General features: G+C 34.2%; 18 protein-coding genes and 3 pseudogenes. 3 read left to right on the top strand and 18 right to left on the bottom strand.

Translation table 11 applies throughout. From position 1 onward, the window contains the following. A pseudogene (locus tag U860_RS36965) lies at positions 1-73 on the top strand (GNAT family N-acetyltransferase); the annotation flags it as partial. Positions 74-499: 426 nt separating this feature from the next. Here U860_RS36965 and U860_RS0107065 read toward each other — a convergent pair. The 5 genes from U860_RS0107065 to U860_RS0107035 all read right to left on the bottom strand — a co-directional run bounded on the left by U860_RS0107065 (position 500) and on the right by U860_RS0107035 (position 2,567). Further along, the gene (locus U860_RS0107065; RefSeq protein WP_025147948.1) at positions 500-835 is read right to left on the bottom strand and encodes a hypothetical protein; all 336 of its coding nucleotides are present in this window, start codon (positions 833-835) and stop codon (positions 500-502) included. 35 nt (positions 836-870) lie between these two features. After that, positions 871-1,059, bottom strand: coding sequence for an RNA chaperone Hfq (gene hfq, locus U860_RS0107060; RefSeq protein ID WP_025147947.1), 189 nt, complete (start codon positions 1,057-1,059; stop codon positions 871-873). A 27-nt stretch (positions 1,060-1,086) separates the two neighbouring features. Continuing rightward, positions 1,087-1,422: a hypothetical protein gene (locus U860_RS0107055; protein WP_025147946.1), complete on the bottom strand. Its 336-nt coding sequence runs from the start codon at positions 1,420-1,422 to the stop codon at positions 1,087-1,089. A gap of 416 nt (positions 1,423-1,838) precedes the next feature. Next, a complete protein-coding gene (locus U860_RS0107045) occupies positions 1,839-2,081 on the bottom strand; it encodes a hypothetical protein (protein WP_025147945.1) in 243 nt (80 codons plus the stop codon). A 297-nt stretch (positions 2,082-2,378) separates the two neighbouring features. Further along, on the bottom strand, positions 2,379-2,567 hold the full coding sequence (locus tag U860_RS0107035; RefSeq protein WP_025147944.1) for a hypothetical protein: 189 nt from the start codon (positions 2,565-2,567) through the stop codon (positions 2,379-2,381). A 201-nt stretch (positions 2,568-2,768) separates the two neighbouring features. Between U860_RS0107035 and U860_RS0107030 the strand changes: the two genes are divergently transcribed. Together U860_RS0107030 and U860_RS31250 are read left to right on the top strand one after the other, a co-directional pair. Then, on the top strand, positions 2,769-5,099 hold the full coding sequence (locus U860_RS0107030; RefSeq protein WP_081806636.1) for a glycoside hydrolase: 2,331 nt from the start codon (positions 2,769-2,771) through the stop codon (positions 5,097-5,099). 178 nt (positions 5,100-5,277) lie between these two features. Beyond that, positions 5,278-5,601 carry a site-specific integrase gene (locus U860_RS31250; RefSeq protein WP_025147942.1) on the top strand — a complete coding sequence of 108 codons (324 nt, stop codon included), beginning with the start codon at positions 5,278-5,280 and terminating at the stop codon, positions 5,599-5,601. 129 nt (positions 5,602-5,730) lie between these two features. Here the strand turns inward: U860_RS31250 and U860_RS0107020 are convergent, their stop codons facing one another. The 13 genes and pseudogenes from U860_RS0107020 to U860_RS0106960 form a co-directional block, all read right to left on the bottom strand. Next, a complete protein-coding gene (locus U860_RS0107020; protein ID WP_025147941.1) occupies positions 5,731-6,393 on the bottom strand; it encodes a restriction endonuclease in 663 nt (220 codons plus the stop codon). Next, positions 6,386-7,363: a DUF3991 and TOPRIM domain-containing protein gene (locus U860_RS0107015; RefSeq protein WP_025147940.1), complete on the bottom strand. Its 978-nt coding sequence runs from the start codon at positions 7,361-7,363 to the stop codon at positions 6,386-6,388. The genes U860_RS0107020 and U860_RS0107015 overlap by 8 nt, the downstream gene beginning before the upstream one ends. 97 nt (positions 7,364-7,460) lie before the next feature. Then, the gene (locus U860_RS0107010; protein WP_025147939.1) at positions 7,461-10,118 is read right to left on the bottom strand and encodes a type IA DNA topoisomerase; all 2,658 of its coding nucleotides are present in this window, start codon (positions 10,116-10,118) and stop codon (positions 7,461-7,463) included. A 15-nt stretch (positions 10,119-10,133) separates the two neighbouring features. Further along, positions 10,134-10,268 (bottom strand): hypothetical protein, encoded by a 135-nt coding sequence (locus U860_RS36790; protein ID WP_275887047.1) that lies wholly within the window; start codon positions 10,266-10,268, stop codon positions 10,134-10,136. 144 nt (positions 10,269-10,412) lie between these two features. Next, complete coding sequence (locus U860_RS0107000; RefSeq protein ID WP_025147938.1) at positions 10,413-12,917, bottom strand: LPD25 domain-containing protein; 2,505 nt, start codon at positions 12,915-12,917, stop codon at positions 10,413-10,415. Beyond that, complete coding sequence (locus tag U860_RS0106995; RefSeq protein ID WP_025147937.1) at positions 12,910-13,185, bottom strand: hypothetical protein; 276 nt, start codon at positions 13,183-13,185, stop codon at positions 12,910-12,912. The genes U860_RS0107000 and U860_RS0106995 overlap by 8 nt, the downstream gene beginning before the upstream one ends. A gap of 44 nt (positions 13,186-13,229) precedes the next feature. Beyond that, positions 13,230-13,661, bottom strand: a complete 432-nt coding sequence (locus tag U860_RS0106990; RefSeq protein WP_025147936.1) for a hypothetical protein — start codon at positions 13,659-13,661, stop codon at positions 13,230-13,232. Beyond that, on the bottom strand, positions 13,662-14,855 hold the full coding sequence (gene mobP2, locus U860_RS0106985) for a MobP2 family relaxase (RefSeq protein WP_025147935.1): 1,194 nt from the start codon (positions 14,853-14,855) through the stop codon (positions 13,662-13,664). After that, a complete protein-coding gene (locus tag U860_RS0106980) occupies positions 14,848-15,108 on the bottom strand; it encodes a hypothetical protein (RefSeq protein ID WP_025147934.1) in 261 nt (86 codons plus the stop codon). Before U860_RS0106980 ends, mobP2 begins: the two co-directional genes overlap by 8 nt. 259 nt (positions 15,109-15,367) lie before the next feature. Beyond that, a complete protein-coding gene (locus U860_RS0106975) occupies positions 15,368-16,264 on the bottom strand; it encodes a hypothetical protein (protein WP_025147933.1) in 897 nt (298 codons plus the stop codon). Between the two features lie 22 nt (positions 16,265-16,286). Then, positions 16,287-16,865, bottom strand: a pseudogene (locus U860_RS36285) (MerR family transcriptional regulator). 27 nt (positions 16,866-16,892) lie between these two features. Then, positions 16,893-17,372 (bottom strand): annotated as a pseudogene (locus tag U860_RS0106965) (C40 family peptidase); the annotation flags it as partial. 145 nt (positions 17,373-17,517) lie between these two features. Then, positions 17,518-18,096: a DUF3967 domain-containing protein gene (locus U860_RS0106960; RefSeq protein WP_025147931.1), complete on the bottom strand. Its 579-nt coding sequence runs from the start codon at positions 18,094-18,096 to the stop codon at positions 17,518-17,520. Positions 18,097-18,187 lie beyond the last annotated feature (91 nt).

Genomic DNA, 18,187 nt, shown 5'->3' with positions numbered 1-18,187 from the left:
TATACTTTTAAATGAACCCCTCCCAGGTTCTGAACACTCCACTATGAATGCATGGTATATAAAATCTTTTTAAAATTAGGTGTATTAAACGCATCTATTAAAAGGAAAGTATTGAAGGGGCTTTATTTTGACACAAATACAAACATGAATTTCAACTAAGAAATCAATTGCTTCTCTTAAACTGGCTATTTAAAAGTGATGAAAAAAAGTTCAAATGTAGCGATAAAACGAAGGAAAAACCATAAAAAATAGGCGTATCAAGCAAAGTATTGATACGTCTTAAAACTACATTGTTAAACAACATGTGTCGTCGTGTAGTAATAATGATATTTATTTAATTATCTTAGTTTCAGTATTACAAATAAGGATTAAGTCTTTTTTTATCTCACCTTTATATAAATATAAAACAAAATATAAAAACACTTAGCCTATTTTTTGTTTTTGGAATACCTAATTTCTTAAGTTGATGGGCATGTATGGTGACCCCTTATAATATAATTTAACGGTATATAGTTTGATGGTTCATAACTTCCATTAAGATATCTGCTATTAATTTTCCATTTTCGAAAATAATTTGGTTTTTAGTGTATGGATTTATATACTGTCCCAATCCTTTACTCAACATAATTTCCAGTTCATTATTATCTAAAATTCGACAAGATAGAATGGTAGGGTGTTTACTAAAAGCTCGATAAAAGTTCAATGTTTGACTTAAAGAAGCGGTAAGCGGTCTAAGCATTTCATCATAGTAAGGAATCATATCTTCAGCTATTTTTTCGTTTAAGATAAAATCCATTCCATCATCTTTTATGTCAAATCGAAATAAAAAAATCAATATATCCCTCTCCTTTTATAGCATACAATCATTTTTTATATAGCAAGTGTAGAGATTGCTTGTTTGTAGATTAGTTGTTGTTTACCATGAACCATCATTAGGACGGTAAATTTATCTGTTGCAAGGATCTGCCCACGTACTTGAACGCCATTCTTTAAAAATACAGTAACACCCCCTTTTTTCTCTTTCAATTGTTCATACATATCTTCTTGTAAATTAAACATGAAATGCGCCCCCTGGTTTGTTTGTATTTACTTTTCTTCTAATACCTGCTGCTTTTCACTGTTAGATATTTGTGATTCCCATTCACTTTCTATTTTTCTAAACCATTTTCCTATTTTGCTTAGATAATATCTTTTTACTTCACCATAAGGAATCCAAATTTCACGTTCCTGTATTTGATTCATCACTTCATGAAGAATCTCATCATGTTCATTCTTTCTAGGCTTTCTATGATATGTTTTTACAAACTGTGTATATTCTCTACGTAACCAATTAGAAATATGTTCTTTTTGTTTTTGCTTGAGATGTGACCATTTTTTATTTGTTTGAAGGATTTTGCCATTTAATTTTATATGGTTTTTCACCGACACTCATCTCCTTTTACTAGCAAAACGAATATATAACTATCGTATCACATTTAAATTGAAATACTGCTTTAGAGACATATTTCGCAAGAAATCTATCCAAAACAAATGATACATGATCCATTTAGCGGATTAATTCAACATAAAACTAAATGTAGACTATTGGTGTAGTGTTTTATCTTTTATTAATTATTATGGTACGTGAAATTATTATATGCTGTAATGAAAAAGCCCCCATAGATCATAAAACTATGGAAGCTGCCTAAGGGTACTTCTCATTCGACTTGATTCTATTGTAGCAAGCTTTCACCAAATAGCAAAAACATAATGATCCAAAACCAAATAATCAAACGAAATGCACTCTTGAATCCTCCCCAGAGAGAAAATGTTTCCTCTTGCATTATTATCCCCCTTTCCTACATATCTTTTGGTTCTCCAAACCATTCATGCATTGCCTGTCGGCTTATAATCCATTCCTTACGCTTCCCTTCAGGATGCAAAAAGTACTTCACTAAACCTTCTTGTAGCATGCGCTCTAAATCATTTATTTGCTTCTCGTTCATTAGAGAGGGGCTATATTTATTCTTAATCGTCTCACGAGGAATCCCCCAATAAAAAGCTGCTTCAGATGGTGTCATGTATTTATCAATTTCTTTCATGGGAATTCTCCTTTGTTTGTGCTTTTCCTTTTATGTTACAATAAATAAAGAAGGAAATGGACTAGATTTCCTTCTACTTCAGTCACTCATTAACTAAGCCCTTTGTTTGCTGTTAAGCAAATGAAGGGTTTTTATTTTGCTTGTTTATATTTACTATCTATGATAGCCAAACGGATCAACTTCAGCTTAATATCCTTACTAAGAGAAAGCCATTCAGATGTACCAATTTTCATATCCTTTTCCTCCCCATTCCCTTTTTATACTTCAAGAAAATTAACCCCTTAAAACATTTGTATTTTACACTAATTTAACAACTAGGGAATCCTCATCATATTCGTGAATGTGTAAATCATAGCGCATTTCTGTTGCATCCAGTACTTTACAAAACCTCTGATAGTAAGCCGGATTACTTACTTCCATGCCAATTTCTCCATTCCTGAACAGATACTCTAAATCATCAATGATTTCTTTTGCTGTATTCTCCAATATTTCCACTCCTTACCTTTATAAAATAACCAACCTTACAAGGTTATTTGTTTGTTTTTCAGATATTTTATAAAAAATTCTTATTAACATCCTTAAGGGGCACGGCAAGAATTCGTTCTTTTTTGAGCCACTCACCATTTTGTCACATTCCTGTCACAATGTATTTGTAGGATAGAAATACAAAAAAGGAGGTTTATAAGTATGAATAAAAAAATGAACAAGCTAGTCATTCCAATTTTGATGAGTTCAATGTGTCTTACATTACCATCCCTGAGTTATGCGCAACAAAAGGATATTACAACAAAGGGACAAAACGTGGTTTCACAATACAAAAATTTCACTTTTGATGTTAATCCTGAAACGGGTGAAATTTTTGTGGAAAAAGGTGGTGTAAGAGAAAGTGCGTCCTTACCACTACCGAAGAAAAAAATAACAAATCTAATAAAAAAACATGATTGTATATCTTGGAGTTATCCAGATGACCAAATAGATGTGAAGATTGAAAAGAAAGAATCCTATTTAAGTATTAAGTTAAAATCTACTAAGTCTGAAGGAGCTAATGAATTTACATGGCCTAAAGTAAGTGCGGACAGCTATACGTTACCATTATGGGAAGGAAAAAATATACCTAGTAATGATTCAGACTGGAAACAGTTTTTAAAAGATCAAGACTTTTCATTTATAGAAAGTTTTTCTATGAGATTCTTTGCATTGAATAAATCTAAATATTCTATTATGTATATAGCTGACAATATGTATAATGATAATATTCATTTCACTGCTGATTCCGATATACAGTTTAGTTTTACACATCAATATCCTTCTATTAATAAGAATAAAGAATATGGATTCAGATTGTATCTAACTGATAAAAACCCTGTCTCGATGGCAAATATTTATAAAAATTATATAAAAGAACAGGGAGAATTTAAGACACTAGCAGAAAAAGCAAAAACAAATCCGAACATTAAAAAATTATATGGTGCTCCTCATATTTATTTTTGGGACCACAGTGGGATTTCAGTAGAAAATATCAAGTGGGATAAATTTACACAAAAAATGGATGAGACATTTACAAATTGGATGGCACAGTTGTTACAAGAAAATACGGAAGATGGCTCAAAAGATTTTGAAACTGTTATGCAAGAGATAAAGAATCAAAAAGCTATCGATAAAAGCCAGCAAAAAGTAATAGTTAATGCGATAAATCAGGTATTAAAATTAGAACAACTTTATAATAAAGATATTTTTAATAATCCAGATACTGTAATAAATGAATTGTTGAAAAAAGGAATCCAAAACTTAAGTGAACAAGAACTATATACACTGAACAAAGGATTAATTAAGAGTAAGTTAACAGAGGCAGTGGATGAAGTAAGTAGATGGGAACAGAAAGAAACAACAGATGTTTTAGTTGATATGAAGAAATCGAATGTTAAAAAAGCATGGATAGGTTTACCTAACTGGGCTAATGGATTAATGAATCCCAAAATGGTAGAAGAAGCAAATAGAATGGGGTATTTAATCGGTCCTTATGATTCATACCACTCGATTCATGAAGTGGGAAGTAGAGAGTGGAACACAGCTTCTTTTAAAGATAAAACTTTATATGAAAACGCTACAATATCGAATGAAAAAGGAGAAAAAGTAGGAGGATTCTTAGGAAAAGGAAGAAAGTTAAATCCAACTTTATCCTTACCTAGTGTGCAAGAACGTGTAGGTGATATTTTACAAAATAATATACCGTTTAATTCTTGGTTTGTCGATTGTGATGCTACAGGTGAAATTTATGATGATTATTCTCCAAATCACATTACTACTCAGGAGCAAGATGTAAAAGCAAGACTGCAAAGAATGAAATATATTAGCGAAGAAAAACATATGGTAGTCGGATCAGAAGGTGGGAATGACTTTGCTAGTAATATAATTGCCTTTGCGCATGGAATAGAAACACCTGGGATTTGGCCCGACCCTGATATGAGAGATAAAAAGAACCCATATTATGTAGGCGGATATAAATCCACTTCACCAGATGGTGCTATTCCAGAACTGAATGGAAAAACCATACCTATTAAGCCTATTTATAAAAATATTTATAATAATCCTGTATATTCAATTCCGTTATATAAACTTGTATATAATGATTCAATTATTACGACTCACCAATGGTCATGGGGAAGTTTTAGAATTAAGGATGAGATAGGAAATAGAATGTTATCTGAAATGTTGTATAATGTACCACCTTTATATCATATTGATAAAAATGAATGGGAGAAAAGTAAATCCATCATTACCTCGTATTTGAAAGTATGGTCTCCATTTCATGAGAAAGCCGTAACAAAACCAATGACTAATTTTGAAGTATTGTCTGAAGATCGGCAAGTTCAAAGTACGACATTTGGAAAAAACATAAAAGTGATTGTGAATTTCTCAAACCAAGATTTTACATATAACAATGAGAATATAAAAGCAAAAACAGCTATAGTATATGATGGGAAGAAAAAGAGTATATTAGAAGTTCCTAAATACTAAGATACATGATATGGTAACTGCTATTAAAAGTTCTGAACCAAGGAGATCTGTTCGAAGGGTTTAATTTTTTTAATCATATGTGTAGATCCCTCCTTGCATAAAATGACGTAGAATATGTATTCTGCGTCATTTTTTAGTAAGATTAAAAGAAAAAGAGATAAATATAGAAGGGCTAACGATGAAAAAAAGTGACGCAGAACTCGATAGGTTTAAAGAATACCTTTTAGAAAAAGGTAAACGTGAAACGACTATTAAAGATTATATAAGACATATGACTAATTTTGAAAAATGGCTAAGATCTCAAGGAAGTAGTTTAAAAGAACTAACTCGTTATGATGTACAACAATATATTAAATATTTACAAGATAAAGGAAATAAAGCAACAACAATACATCCTAAGTTTAGTTCTATTGTTGCTCAAAAAAAAACGAATTCTTGCCGTGCCCCCTTAACTCACTTTAAACCGCTTATTTTTACTTACAACACATCCTTTGTTATTTAGGTCTTATGTCATTCACTTCTAAATAAACTTTGATTATATCGAAATCTGAGAAGCCGTTTTTTGATGAGAGTATGATTTTTTAAAAGTTAATTCCTAAAAATAACAAAAGAGCTGGATTTTCATCACAGCTCACGTATTGATTGGTTCTGTATGTGTACATGTAGGATATTGAGAACATCCAAAAAACTTATTTCCTGTTTTATTCGAATTTCGAACGACTAAATGATTTTTACATGCTGGGCATTTCCTTTCTGCAGGTTTTACCCCTTGATACACATCTTCAGCCGAATATTCGGGATTAATTTTATTAATCAATTTCTGAAGTTCTACACGATCTATTAGTTTTACATGGCATGCCTCCGCTAATTCTTTCGCTTGCCTTGTATACACACTGTTCGTTACAACCCAGCCCTCATGTGCTTTGTAATAAACTTGCGCTGCATATATCTCTTGTACGGCACTGATGCCAACTCTATTTTTCATCCCGTATCGTTTCGCTTGGATTACAATACGATTTTTACCCTTTAATACAAGATCTGCACCGAAATCATTTGACTGCTTTGTGACCATCGGTGAGTACCCAAGTTCTCGAAAGAGAGCCTTCAAATACACTTCAAATTGACGTCCGTCCATTTTATCTATAAAACGAATACCAGACCTCGCCATTCGCTTCAGCATTCTTCTTTCCTGGATAATTCGGTACACAAATTTACAAATATGAAAAAGAACATAAAGGATAAAACCACAGATCAAAATCTGTAGTATGTTTGGCATTTTGGGTAGATTAGACACTTCTCTCCACCTCTTTAATTGGTTTCATTTTCTTTGGTTGCACTGTTTCTTTTGGCTGTTGTTCACTCACTTGTTTCTTCCGGACATCGTTCCAATCCTTTTCATGCGTTGGAATGTCCTCTTTAAGATCTACAAAGCATTTCATCGTCTGAATGAAGTCTTTCCCAGCCTTATCATTATCTACTGCCATGATGACCTCTTTAATATCGTGCCCTTCTTTTTTCGCATCCATTAAAGATTGAATCACCGTTTTTGACTTCAATCCATGCATAGAAACCAGGCGAGCGTTTTGTATTTTATTTTGCTTGATACTCCAATGGGATAACATGTCGATTGGATCTTCATAGAAATAAATCTTATCCGGCTTACCTACATCAACCGTAAAACCTGCATTAATTTTTTCGTAATTCGGGACAATTTGTTTAAAGCTTCCTCTTTTATTCTCCATTTTGACCGTCCCTTGACGGTTCATTCCGATTACTTGCCCTTTGCCCCCTTCTTCTCTCCATTTGAACACGACATTGTTTTTCTTATCCTGGGCGATGAGATCCTTTTTAATCAGCCAGTTCACCAAGCGAGGATCTATTTTCCGCTCATCAATTAAGTACTGCTTGATCTCTGCTTGCTTCTGCACTTCTAAGTGTTTTGGATAGATGAAGGGCTGATGTTCTTTTTTGCGTTCCTCTTCAGCTTTTGTACGATCAAACTCTTTGTAATCCCCTTTATTGATGTCTAATACAGCTTGAGGGAATGTCATGTCATAGTACATCATCGCAAAGCTAATCGCTCCATAGCCCTTTTCACCACGACTATTCCAGGCGTATTGATTTCCTTTAATAAGAAGACTGTCATGTTCTGTATGACGGTAATAGTTTCCTTCTTTCTTAAACGTTTCTCCCTTTGCTTCCAGATATGAAATCAAGTCTATATTTCTTGCTTTCATCGCATCCTCCGTACTGACATGTGCCATTACGGAATCCCCCCTTTACTCTATAAAATGAAATAAAAAAGAGGACTATTCCATTTCCTAGTCCTCTTTTGCTACTTATAGTTGATACATTTCATTTTTATTTGCCGAATAAGAATTTTAATCGCTTCTCCTGTACGCTGTATGATAAACGAGCGTCAAATTTCTTCCCGTTTTTGTTCGAGATAAAACCTTTGATCTGATCTGTCACATTCTTTTCTAATAACTTTTTCACATGGTTACTACTTAGATTTTTACCAGAGAATGTACCAAAAATAATGAAGTCACAGCCTTTTTTGTATTTCTCACATAAATAGTTACTTTTCCCTACAAGAACCCTACTCTTACATAATGGACATTTGCCAATTGTACGATCTTCAGTCGTTGGAAAACGAAATTTCAAACTTCCGTCCGCTTCCATATAGATAGCTGCTGTAAATTCTCCCTTTTCCCCTTCAAAGCCATTTATAAAATCAGTCGTTTTATACTGAATCAGCTTTTTCATTTGATTACCAGGGATTGCTTTCCCTTTCATCTTGGCTGGTAACATAAAATCACATCCGTTTTTATGCTCCGTGCATCCATAAAACGTTTTACGATGAAGGATCTCACCTTTTTTACATTTTGGACATTTACCAAATGACAGCTCTTCTTGTGTTGGGAATTGAAATTTGATATTTCCTTCATGTAACACTAGATAAGCGGAAAACTCTTTCTCATTGGACTTAAATCCTTTTAAAAGATCTGTTTTCTTATCCTCAAACAGCTTTTTCACTTGCACCTCCGGAATCGCTTTTTCTTTGATTTTCTTTGGTAGGGAAATTTCACATTCTGGATAATTACTGCACCCATAGAAATTACCTTTATGAAGGATTTTTCCTTTTCTACAAGGGCATTTGCACACCTCAATCTGCTGATTCCAGGTATTAATGATGCTATCCGACACCTTATCATCCATTGCGCCTAGTTGTTCTACCGTATCCTTTACAAACGTATTTGTTTTCTCTACAAATTCCTCATATTTCATTTCTTTCTTTTCGATCATGTAAATCATCCCTTCCATTTCAGCCGTATAAGCTGGATTTTTGATTTCATCTACCGGAAAAGCATCTATAAACGCACGACCAATATTAGTGGTTCGAATCTGATTGTTGGTAACATCAATATAGCTTCGCTCTAACAGTTTCGGAATAAACGTTTCTTCCGTTGCGACTGTCCCAATCCGTTTTCCTTTCATAAGTTCTTTCAAATGTTCATCATCCAATTTACGCCCTGCCGTTTCCATAAAGGTTAAAATGGAACTTTCCGTATGAAAGGCTGGTTTCTTTGTTCGTGACTCAATCAAGTCATACTGAACGATTCTGAAAGAATCTCCTTCTCGTAAAATAGGTATCTGAAATGCTTCAACTGATCCCTCTTCTATATCCTCTTGAAACACACTTAGAAACCCTTTCTCTTGTAGGATCTTTTCTTTTGTACTGTATGTGTTGCCCTCTTGATCTATAAAATGTACTTCTCTTACCAGGTAGATTGCTGGTTTCATAAAATTCCCGATAAATCGTTTTACAATTAAGTCATATAACTGTTTTTCTAATGGATTTCGGTTGGTCCCGATATATAATTTTGTTGTTGGGATGATCGCAAAGTGACTACTTACTAACTCATCATTAAAAGTCGTATGTTTTTTCGTAATAGAAGATGGATCTACTTGTTGTACTAAATTTGTATAGGAGCTCTTTTCTAATGCTCCCATTACTTCTTTCACTCGTTCTACTTGTTCTGTAGGTAAGTGCCTAGATGAAGAACGAGGATACGTGATAAAACCTTCTTCATACAAACTCTGAATATGTTTTTTTGCTGTTTCTGCATTTACCTTCAGCTTGGCGTGAGCATCTTTGTAGATGTCTGTTAAGTTATATAACAATTTTGGTTTCTTTTTTCTCGTACTTTCTTTAAATTCTGTTACGATTACATTCGTTTCTTTCAAGCTATCTCCAAGTTTTTGCAATGGGGATGGATCTATCAGTTGATCTTCTGTTTTCATCACTGGTGATAAACCATTTTCCGTTAATAGCTTTAAATTATAGTAGGTTTGTTCTTTATAGTTTTGAATAGCAATTTCCCTTTGACGTATTTCATTCAAGATACACATTTGAACACGACCAGAAGCCAATAAGAATTGGTTTCTTGCTAGTTTTGATGTACAGCCCCTCGTAACATTAATTCCTAGAATATAGTCCAGGTATTGCCTTGCTTTAGCGGATTGAGCGAGACCGTCATAGTCTGTTCCTGGTTCTAATCGGTTCAAAGCCCCTTCTAATTCTGCGGCCTCATAAGAAGAGATAAAAAGACGAGATTCTCGCTTGTTCACACCTGCATGTTCAACTATCTCACGATAGATAAGCTCGCCCTCTTTGTCTGCATCACATGAATTGACCACATGATCTACATCAGGACGATTTAACAACTTAACCAATATTTGAACTTGTTCGAGACTATCCAATTTCACTTTATATTCCGGCTCCAAAATAATTGGTAAATGTTCAAATTTAAATTCTTTGTATCTCTCGTCCATCTCCTCTGGATGTTTTAGTTCTAATAAATGGCCTCGGCACCAACTAATAATGTAATTTTCATTTTCATAGTAGCCATAATATGGCTTACTTCCTGGATATTTTTGCGAGTTTCTAAATCTAGGTGATTTCAATAATTCAACGGCTACCTTCGGCTTCTCTGCAATAAACAATGTTTTCCCCATACGTAGTACCTCCTATTAATCTGCAATTTCAGTTTCACGCTTCCATTTCTTATTTCTCCGCTTTTTCATCATTCTGTGCCCGAATAATAACAACGTGTTCAAAAAGACTGCCACAAGGAACATACAGCCTCCAAACAGCCATACATTCATGACATTCGCTCCTTTCGTTTTACAAATGAGAAAGAGGGCTTTACTTTTACCCTCTTTCGTTTTTAGCTATAAAAAAATCACTTTCCGTTTTCTCAATTGAGTAACAAAAAATGATTTAATCTGGTTTACCTGCTATAAAATTTTTCATCGTTCCATTTCCATTGTTTCTCTTTTTCTACTTGATTTCTTTGTAGCCTTCGACTGCTCTACATTACCAGGCTCTGGCTCCTTGTCTTTTTCTTTACTATTCGTTTGTTTTCCGTTCAATGGCTGAATTTTTTTATCTACATCCATTTCCTTTGAAGTTGTAGACTGATTCACCGTTATTCCTTCTTTCCCAAGCTTCTCATCCACCTGGTTTTCTAATTTCACTACGTGTTCCTGGCTTACCAGCTCATTATCAATCGAAACATACTTTGTTGTATAATACCGCTCTTCAGCCTTTACACGAGTGACGATGCTATCAATATCATCTGGTGTTTCTTCATATTGTGAACGTCTGTATGCTTCGTATTTCCGGCTTAAATCCTTATCTAAAGTAGCTGACTCCTTTTCTTTTGAAGGTTGAATTTGTTGATCTAAAGAAGCAATAGGTGCATATCCTTCCTTCTTCATCTCTTTATATAATGCCACTTCTTTTTCATTAAATGAGGGATCTTTTTGTTCTTCCGCTTTATCAACCAAGATTCCATATCGTTCATCTTTTACGATTTCATCTAGACTCATTTTTGCATCCTTTTCATAAACAACAAATGACAAATTTCCTCTACCATCAAAGATAGAACTTTGAACCTTTTCATATAAATTTGGTTTCAAAATGTTATCTAAATAGACATTTTCTCGTTTCCCGTTCTTTTCCATTAGGGAAACATATAAATCGTCCCGATCTGTTTTATCTTGATTCCATACAGACAAATAATTTATATCTTTCGTAACCCCATCCATCATGTGGATTCTTGCCAGTTCTTCATCTTGTAAACCGTTTGCTAACACTTCAATTGTAACTAAGTGATTGGGTGTCTCTTTCGATTTTTCTAATGTACTTTCATGTGCTTTTTCCATTGATATTTCTTTGTTACTTCTATAATTCACTACTTCATCTCGTAACGCTTGCTTCACTTCATCCGATAGATATCTTTTCTCGTTTAATACTTGTTCATACGGTGTCTTGTAGTCTCCATCTCCAAGATCCAAACGATCCATACTCACAAGCTCCATTCTCCCAAAATCCCTATCTACTTCTTTTGGAATGGCGATATGATAACGAGTTTTATCATATGGTACGTATTCATCTCTTTCTCTTGCTTCCTCTTTTGCTTTTTCAATATTTGTAATGACTTCAGCCATTTTTTCATTGGCCTCCCCAAATGGGATCAATTGATTACCCTTAAAATTTTCGTTTTCGCTCCACTGAACTAACATAGTTGGACGATTTATCTCATCCTGATTTAGTGCTGCATATTTTTCTTGATTTGCCACGTTAAATGCATCTAGAAATTCCTTATCATTCAATTGTTCTTCACGCTCTACAGGTTGAAATGCTTGGTTTCTAGAATTTGTTAGGTCTCTCAACTGTGTAACGGAAACTAATTCTTGTGTCGTATTACTTAGACTCATGTATTCCACCAGTAAAATGTTTTTTTCATCCTGTTTTTCATTTCCTTTTGCCATACTTTCCACCTCTTTTTCATTTATTTGGTGTTTTTCTTTTTCCAAACTATTTTCAATCGTTTCGATGAATTCAATGGAAGTTTCATGTACTTCTTTCAATAGCTTCGTTTTATCTTTCATCTCTTTTCCTTGTGTCCAGCTTGCTAAATACCCCAAAGAGTATTCGCTTGTATCAATCCCGAAATAAGAAGAAACTGCATAAGCCGTCATTTCTGCTTGGAACTCTTTTTCTGGCGCTGTGTAATTCATATGTGTCTCTGCTGTATGAAGTTTGGCATGGGCAAGTTCATGAAGAAGGGTTTTCACATTTTGTAATTCACTGTTCCGTGGATTCAGGGCAACTTCTTTTGTTAAGGTGTAACTAACCCCCTTTGCGACCCCAAGTTCTTGCTTCGGCTCAATAATTTTCACACCGTTCTTTTCCGCAACAGCTTCCATTCCTTTGTACAAACTCTTATAATCTTTTACGTTTCCTTCTAGCCAACGATTCGGAAAAATACGTGGTAGGTCTTCCGCTTTTGCGTTCGTTTGCGACACATCAAACACATGGCCAACAGCAAAATATAAGCGACCTGGTTTCACTTCTACACTTTTAGAATCAATTTGTTTTTTCTCTTCTTCATTTGCTTTAGTTACTGTTTTCCAAGTGCCTTCTTTGTCTTTAAATTTTGCTATAGTTCGGTTTGGAACAAGGATCTGGATTCCTTTCTCACCCTTCTTAACCGCAAACCCTTTTTCTTTCCAAAAAGAAAAGGAACCAACTGCTCTGGCTCCTTCAAATTGACTCTGTATTAATGAAATATTAGATGGTGAATAGTGATAAAACTTTGCCATAAACGATAAATAATCTTTCAAATCCCCCGGTGTACGAAAATAGCCTTCTATGCTCTTTTCCATCTTTTTCGTTAAAGCTTGCACCGCCTCTTTCTTTTCTTCCGGTGATTTCGTTTGATACTTTTTCTTATAATTTTTACTCATGATCTTCTCCTACTCTTTCACTTGCTCTTTGCAATTCCTCCATGTCTTCTTCATTCCATCTTTCATTTGTATCGAAGAACAGTTCATGTGTTTTTACATTAACCGGAACTAACATATTTTCTTGATTCATGACATGGACTGCCAGTTCTCTCACTTGTTCTCTTGTAATTTTAATTACTAATTCTTTATCCTTTACGAGTAACACAATTTCATCTTCTCCAATTTCTTTTATGACTCCTAATGCGATATTTTCATGAAATAATAACATCCTACTAACCCCCTATTTTTTGTTATAAAAAAGAACAATGTATCTTATGTTACATTGTTCTTTGATGCCTCATGATCTAAACGTTTTTGTCTTAAATGGCTAATTCGTTCTTCCACAGTTTTCTTTGCCATCTTTACACTTTCCATCTCTTGTTTATCAGTTGTGATAATGCTGTCTACACCTTCTAAAAAGAAATAACCATTTAATAATTCAATTAAAACTTGTGTATTTCTATCCGCACTATTTGCACCAAGACGAATTTTTGTTAGCTCACTTTTTAAAATTTCATGAAGATTTTTAGAAACAACTTCTGAAATATAATTCAATGACCATTCTGTATTTTTTGATGCTTGATGTTCTCTACAAATCCTTACAATCGCTTCGCCGTTGTATCTGATATTGTGTTCTTCCATATAATCTTTAATATACGTATCCGTTTCTTCATCCAATGTAATTTGCATGCGAAAGTCTTTCATTTAATAACCCCTCTCATATTGATATGCACTTTCTTTTTGCATACGCTCATAATACTTTTGGTTCTTCCAGCTTTCATATTCACTTTTAAAAGCACGTTCTACTTTCCTCATAGAATACTGAATAGATACATTCTGTTGAAATTTTTGAAACGGCTTTGATTTTTTCATGTGATGGATTCTCTTTTGTTCTTTATCGTATGCCTTCATTTCTTGTAAAAAGGCGTTCCCCATTCTTTTATACAGGTCATTGATTTTATTCGTCTTGTAATTTTCATATTGCTTCTTATCATACTTTCCTTCTCCATATGCTTCTTTAAAAACTTGCACTTCTTTATCTAACTTTTGGAGAAACTGATCGTAATCTTTTTTATGATGATGTTGAATATATCGCCTGCTTAATTCATCAATTTCCGGCTTCAATGGCTGAATTGTATTGTAGCTATATTGCCACTGTCTTTTATCACTTGGTAACTGTTTATAGATTTGTAAAAACAATGGTTTCAAATGTTGATTGCGCCAATCAAAAACCGAATCCTCTTTTTTACTTCCCACCATATTGTTTCGAATCAGATCATTAATTTGTTTTTGTTCCTGCTTACGATCTAACAGATTATTTACTACTTTTCCCCTCATCGCATCCAATGTTTTGGGTTTTCTTTTTCCACGTTCTCTCGTTGGAAATGGTTCAACAGTTGCCACATGAATATGAATGTTGTCCGTATTAAAATGAATGGCTGCCGACCAGATAGAACTTTTTTCTAATCCCTCCCTTTTTTGCATTTCCTTCATCGCAAGCCGTGTCACATCCTTTAACTTTTTTTCATCTAATGTTTTTGTTTTCTCATCATAAATGCCTTGTTCCTCTAGCCAAGGATTATGAAAAGAAATGACATCTTGCCACATAATACTTCCATTTTCGTGAGCGGTTTTAAACATTTCCTTTAAGGCTTTTTTCTCACTTTCTGATAAATGATTTGCGTGTTCCGTAAACAGCGCCGATGTCTTTTCTGGATTCCCCATATATTCTTGATACATTTCAAACATTTTCGGATTCAGCTTCACTTCACTTTTTGCTTCTTCCCGATCTACATACTCAATATAGTTCTGAAAGGCATCCGAACTTGGTAAGACAAATTTTGTTTTTAAAACAACACCTGGTGTGCTGGAAGATTGAACAGGAACCGCATTACTCATTTTCATCATCCTGCATCATGAGTTGTATAAACTCATTCATTTTTTGCATTTCGCTATAGCACTCTCTCATTGCGTAAATGTTCTTTTCAATTAAATTTTCTAACTCCATTTCCTTTTTCGTTTGCTCCGGTAAATAAGCCGCCATTTCAAGTATTCCTTTTAAAAGTTTTTGTCTTGAAACTCCTTTTTTCTTTGCCATCTCATCAAATTTTTTGATTGCAACCGGATCTATATCTCTTATTTTTAAATGCACAATTTCCGCTCCTTTCTGCAATTGTGGGTAGAGAACCAAAAATAGTGAGAAGAGCATAAGGGGTTTTTGCCCCCACCGAGGGTGTGGGGCTAGGCGGAGCCTAGCAAAACGATGGGGGCAAGGAAAGAGGTTGAATGTCCCCATTACGTCCCCATATTTTTTGTTAATGCCTCCATCACGTCCCGTTATTTTTTCTAAATGTCCCGTCCGTGTCCCCTTGTTTTCCCTCAATGTCTCCATCATGTCCCTATGTCTTTGTTTAGTTTTTATTAATTTCTTGTGCCTTTTGCTCTAATTTTCGGATCTTATCTCGTGCAATTTTTTGTTCTCCTTTAAACAATTCAACGTTCTTTTCTGATGATTTTATTTTGGACTCTAAAGATGATATTTTCGATTGAGTTTCCGTTTTTTCCGCTTCGGTTTGGTACTTCATTTCATCTTTTAGTTCTTTCACTTTCTCAAAAACTGTCTTCGCATTTTCTTCTTCAAGTTTGATTGCTTTTCCGTAATTTTCGATCTTTGTTTCAATATCTTTTTTGTCTCTTTCTATAAAATCTAACTCATATGTTCTTTTATCCTCAGCTAACAATTCATCATTTGCTTTTGTTTTTCTTTGATCGGTAAAAATCGTTTGAACAAGTTTATTTGGACTCTTTGTACTTGTATTTTCTTCTTCGTACTCGTTAACATCTTGTGTGAATTTACGAATATCCATTTGTTCTTTTTCACTGTTTTTATTGTAAATATCGAAAGCTAATGCTCCCCAATTTGGAGATAATTCTTTGACTTCTACCACATAATTTCCGTTCTCTTCATACAACACTTTGAAAGGCAATTGAACACCTGGCTTTCCTTTTTCTTGTGCCTTAAACGTAAAGCCAGTTTCCTCATATCCTTCTATCCGAAATCGAATTTCCATGAAGTTTTTATGTGGATTATACTCCCTTTTTTCTACAATCAATTTCCCCATTCCCGACAACTTGATTACTTTGTTTGTTTCCGTATGGAATAGTTTTTCATCGTTCGGCATGTAAATTTTAGATGTCAAGAAAGCAAAAAAACCTAAAAATAGAAAGCTGATAATTGCTAAGTAGATCCACGACTTATTTCTTCTCAAATTGATTCTTTCACTCTTCTTACTGATTGCACCTATCACACTCTCACCTCACCTTTTTTTGTTATAAAACTTTCATATTGAGTTCTTCTACACTTGTAACTCGCCATGTTTCCTTTTCCTTTTTTATGATGATTCGCAACACATTATTGACTTTTTCTTCTCGATTTTGCGTTGAATCAGTCGTGACATTTATAAATTCAGCTAACACATTTACTTCCTTTTGATCGGGTTCATTTTCTTGTAAATAAAACTTCATTTCTATTGGTTTCGTCTTATAGCTATCTCCTAATTCGTATTTATCAGTGGGATAGAATTGTTGTAAAAGTTCTTCACTCATAATGGACTTTGCTTTTTCTTTTCGCTCATTGTAGCCTTCTTTTTCTCGATGAAAGGATAACTGAATAAACGTTTCGGCTGTCGATAAATACGCTCTTCTCTGTTGTTCTTGTGCGGAAGGAAGTACCTTATCCAGACGCTATTTTAAATCTTCATTCTGTCTTGTTAGTAATTCATTTGAAAGTTTGAGCTATTTTTCTTTGCCATCACTCATTGATTTTTTACTCAAATAAATATTTAAAACTGTCACACCTACTACTAAAATGACAAATACAATAAACAAAAATTTTCGTTTATCTTTCATACTTAAAGTCTCCTATTCTTTCGATTTTTAGAACCTTCTTACATGACCAGAGAAGACTTTTTTCCAATACGGATTATTTAAATCTTCAATGGAAACACCTTTATTAGTTTGGCATCCAATGAAAGTATTTTTATCAATTACAATTCCAACATGTCCGTCATGCTTGTAAGTATCGAAGAAAATAACGTCCCCCGGTTTCATATCATTGGCTGATACTTGTGTACCGATTTTATTCAGTGTTTCTGTACTTACAGCTCCCATTGGACTGACATTCATTCCTACCTGTTCGAATGCCCAACGCACAAAACTACTACAATCAAAAATTCCTCTTGCAATGTCATTTGTATTACGCCCCCCACCAAATACATACGTAGAACGACCTATCCATTGACGACCTACATCGGCAACTTTTGAACCACTACTTCCACCACTTCCTGGATTTCCACCTCCACCAGAAACGACAGAACCCGGCTGATAATATTTCAAAACCGCATCAACGTACAATAATTATAAGTATGTTCTTTATCATTTTCCGACAGAAGACTTCCTCTTAATTTTTGTTATTATTTAGGAAAACATATTAAATTTTAAAAAAAGTAGGGAAGCCTGTATGTTTTTACAAGCTTCCCTACTTTTTTACGTATTATTTAAGTTATTTTTTAAATAATTTAGCGAACCATGATTTTTCTTGTTGAGTAGAGGCAACTAACTTCTTAGTTTCTTGTATTTCACGAATTACTTCTAATAGCTGTTGATCCCTGTTATTTATTTTCCCATCAATATTCTTTTGTTGTTCATCAACCTTATTCAGTAGCATTTGATTAGTTTGTTCTAAATTGTCTATGCGTTTTAAAAGTTCCATATTCATAGCTTTTTGTTCTTGAAAATATATAGAAACCTCTTTCATACTCTCATACATCGTCTGAATAATTGGTTTCGTTATTTCGTTGTCTTCGTCATTTTCCTCTACTACAATATAATCTACATTTTGTTTTAACATCTGTTCTATTATTTCTGGTGGCTCTTGTGCATCTTTCATATTAGCAATTAATTTAAAAAGCTCTAATGCTTCCTGTTCATATCTCAGCGTTCGCCCCTTCGTCCCAGCGACGGTTGGTAAGTATGGTTTGAATTGATCCCGCCAGGCCTGAAGGGTTGTCCGTGGCTTCCCAAGCATCCTTGCCATATCTGCAAGGGAATATGTTTTCTTATAAGGTTCTTCCCTATCCATTCCATCGTCCTCCCCTCATCGTCATTTGTTGTTATCGATGTCCGACATGTTGTCATTGTATTGTTATTGGTTATCATCCATGTCGGTCATG

The sequence above is a fragment of the Bacillus sp. H1a genome (genome assembly GCF_000633475.1).
Taxonomy (GTDB): Bacteria; Bacillota; Bacilli; order Bacillales; family Bacillaceae_G; genus Bacillus_A; species Bacillus_A paramycoides.
Note: the sequence above shows the minus strand (reverse complement) of the source record. Positions and strands in the feature narration are given on the sequence as shown.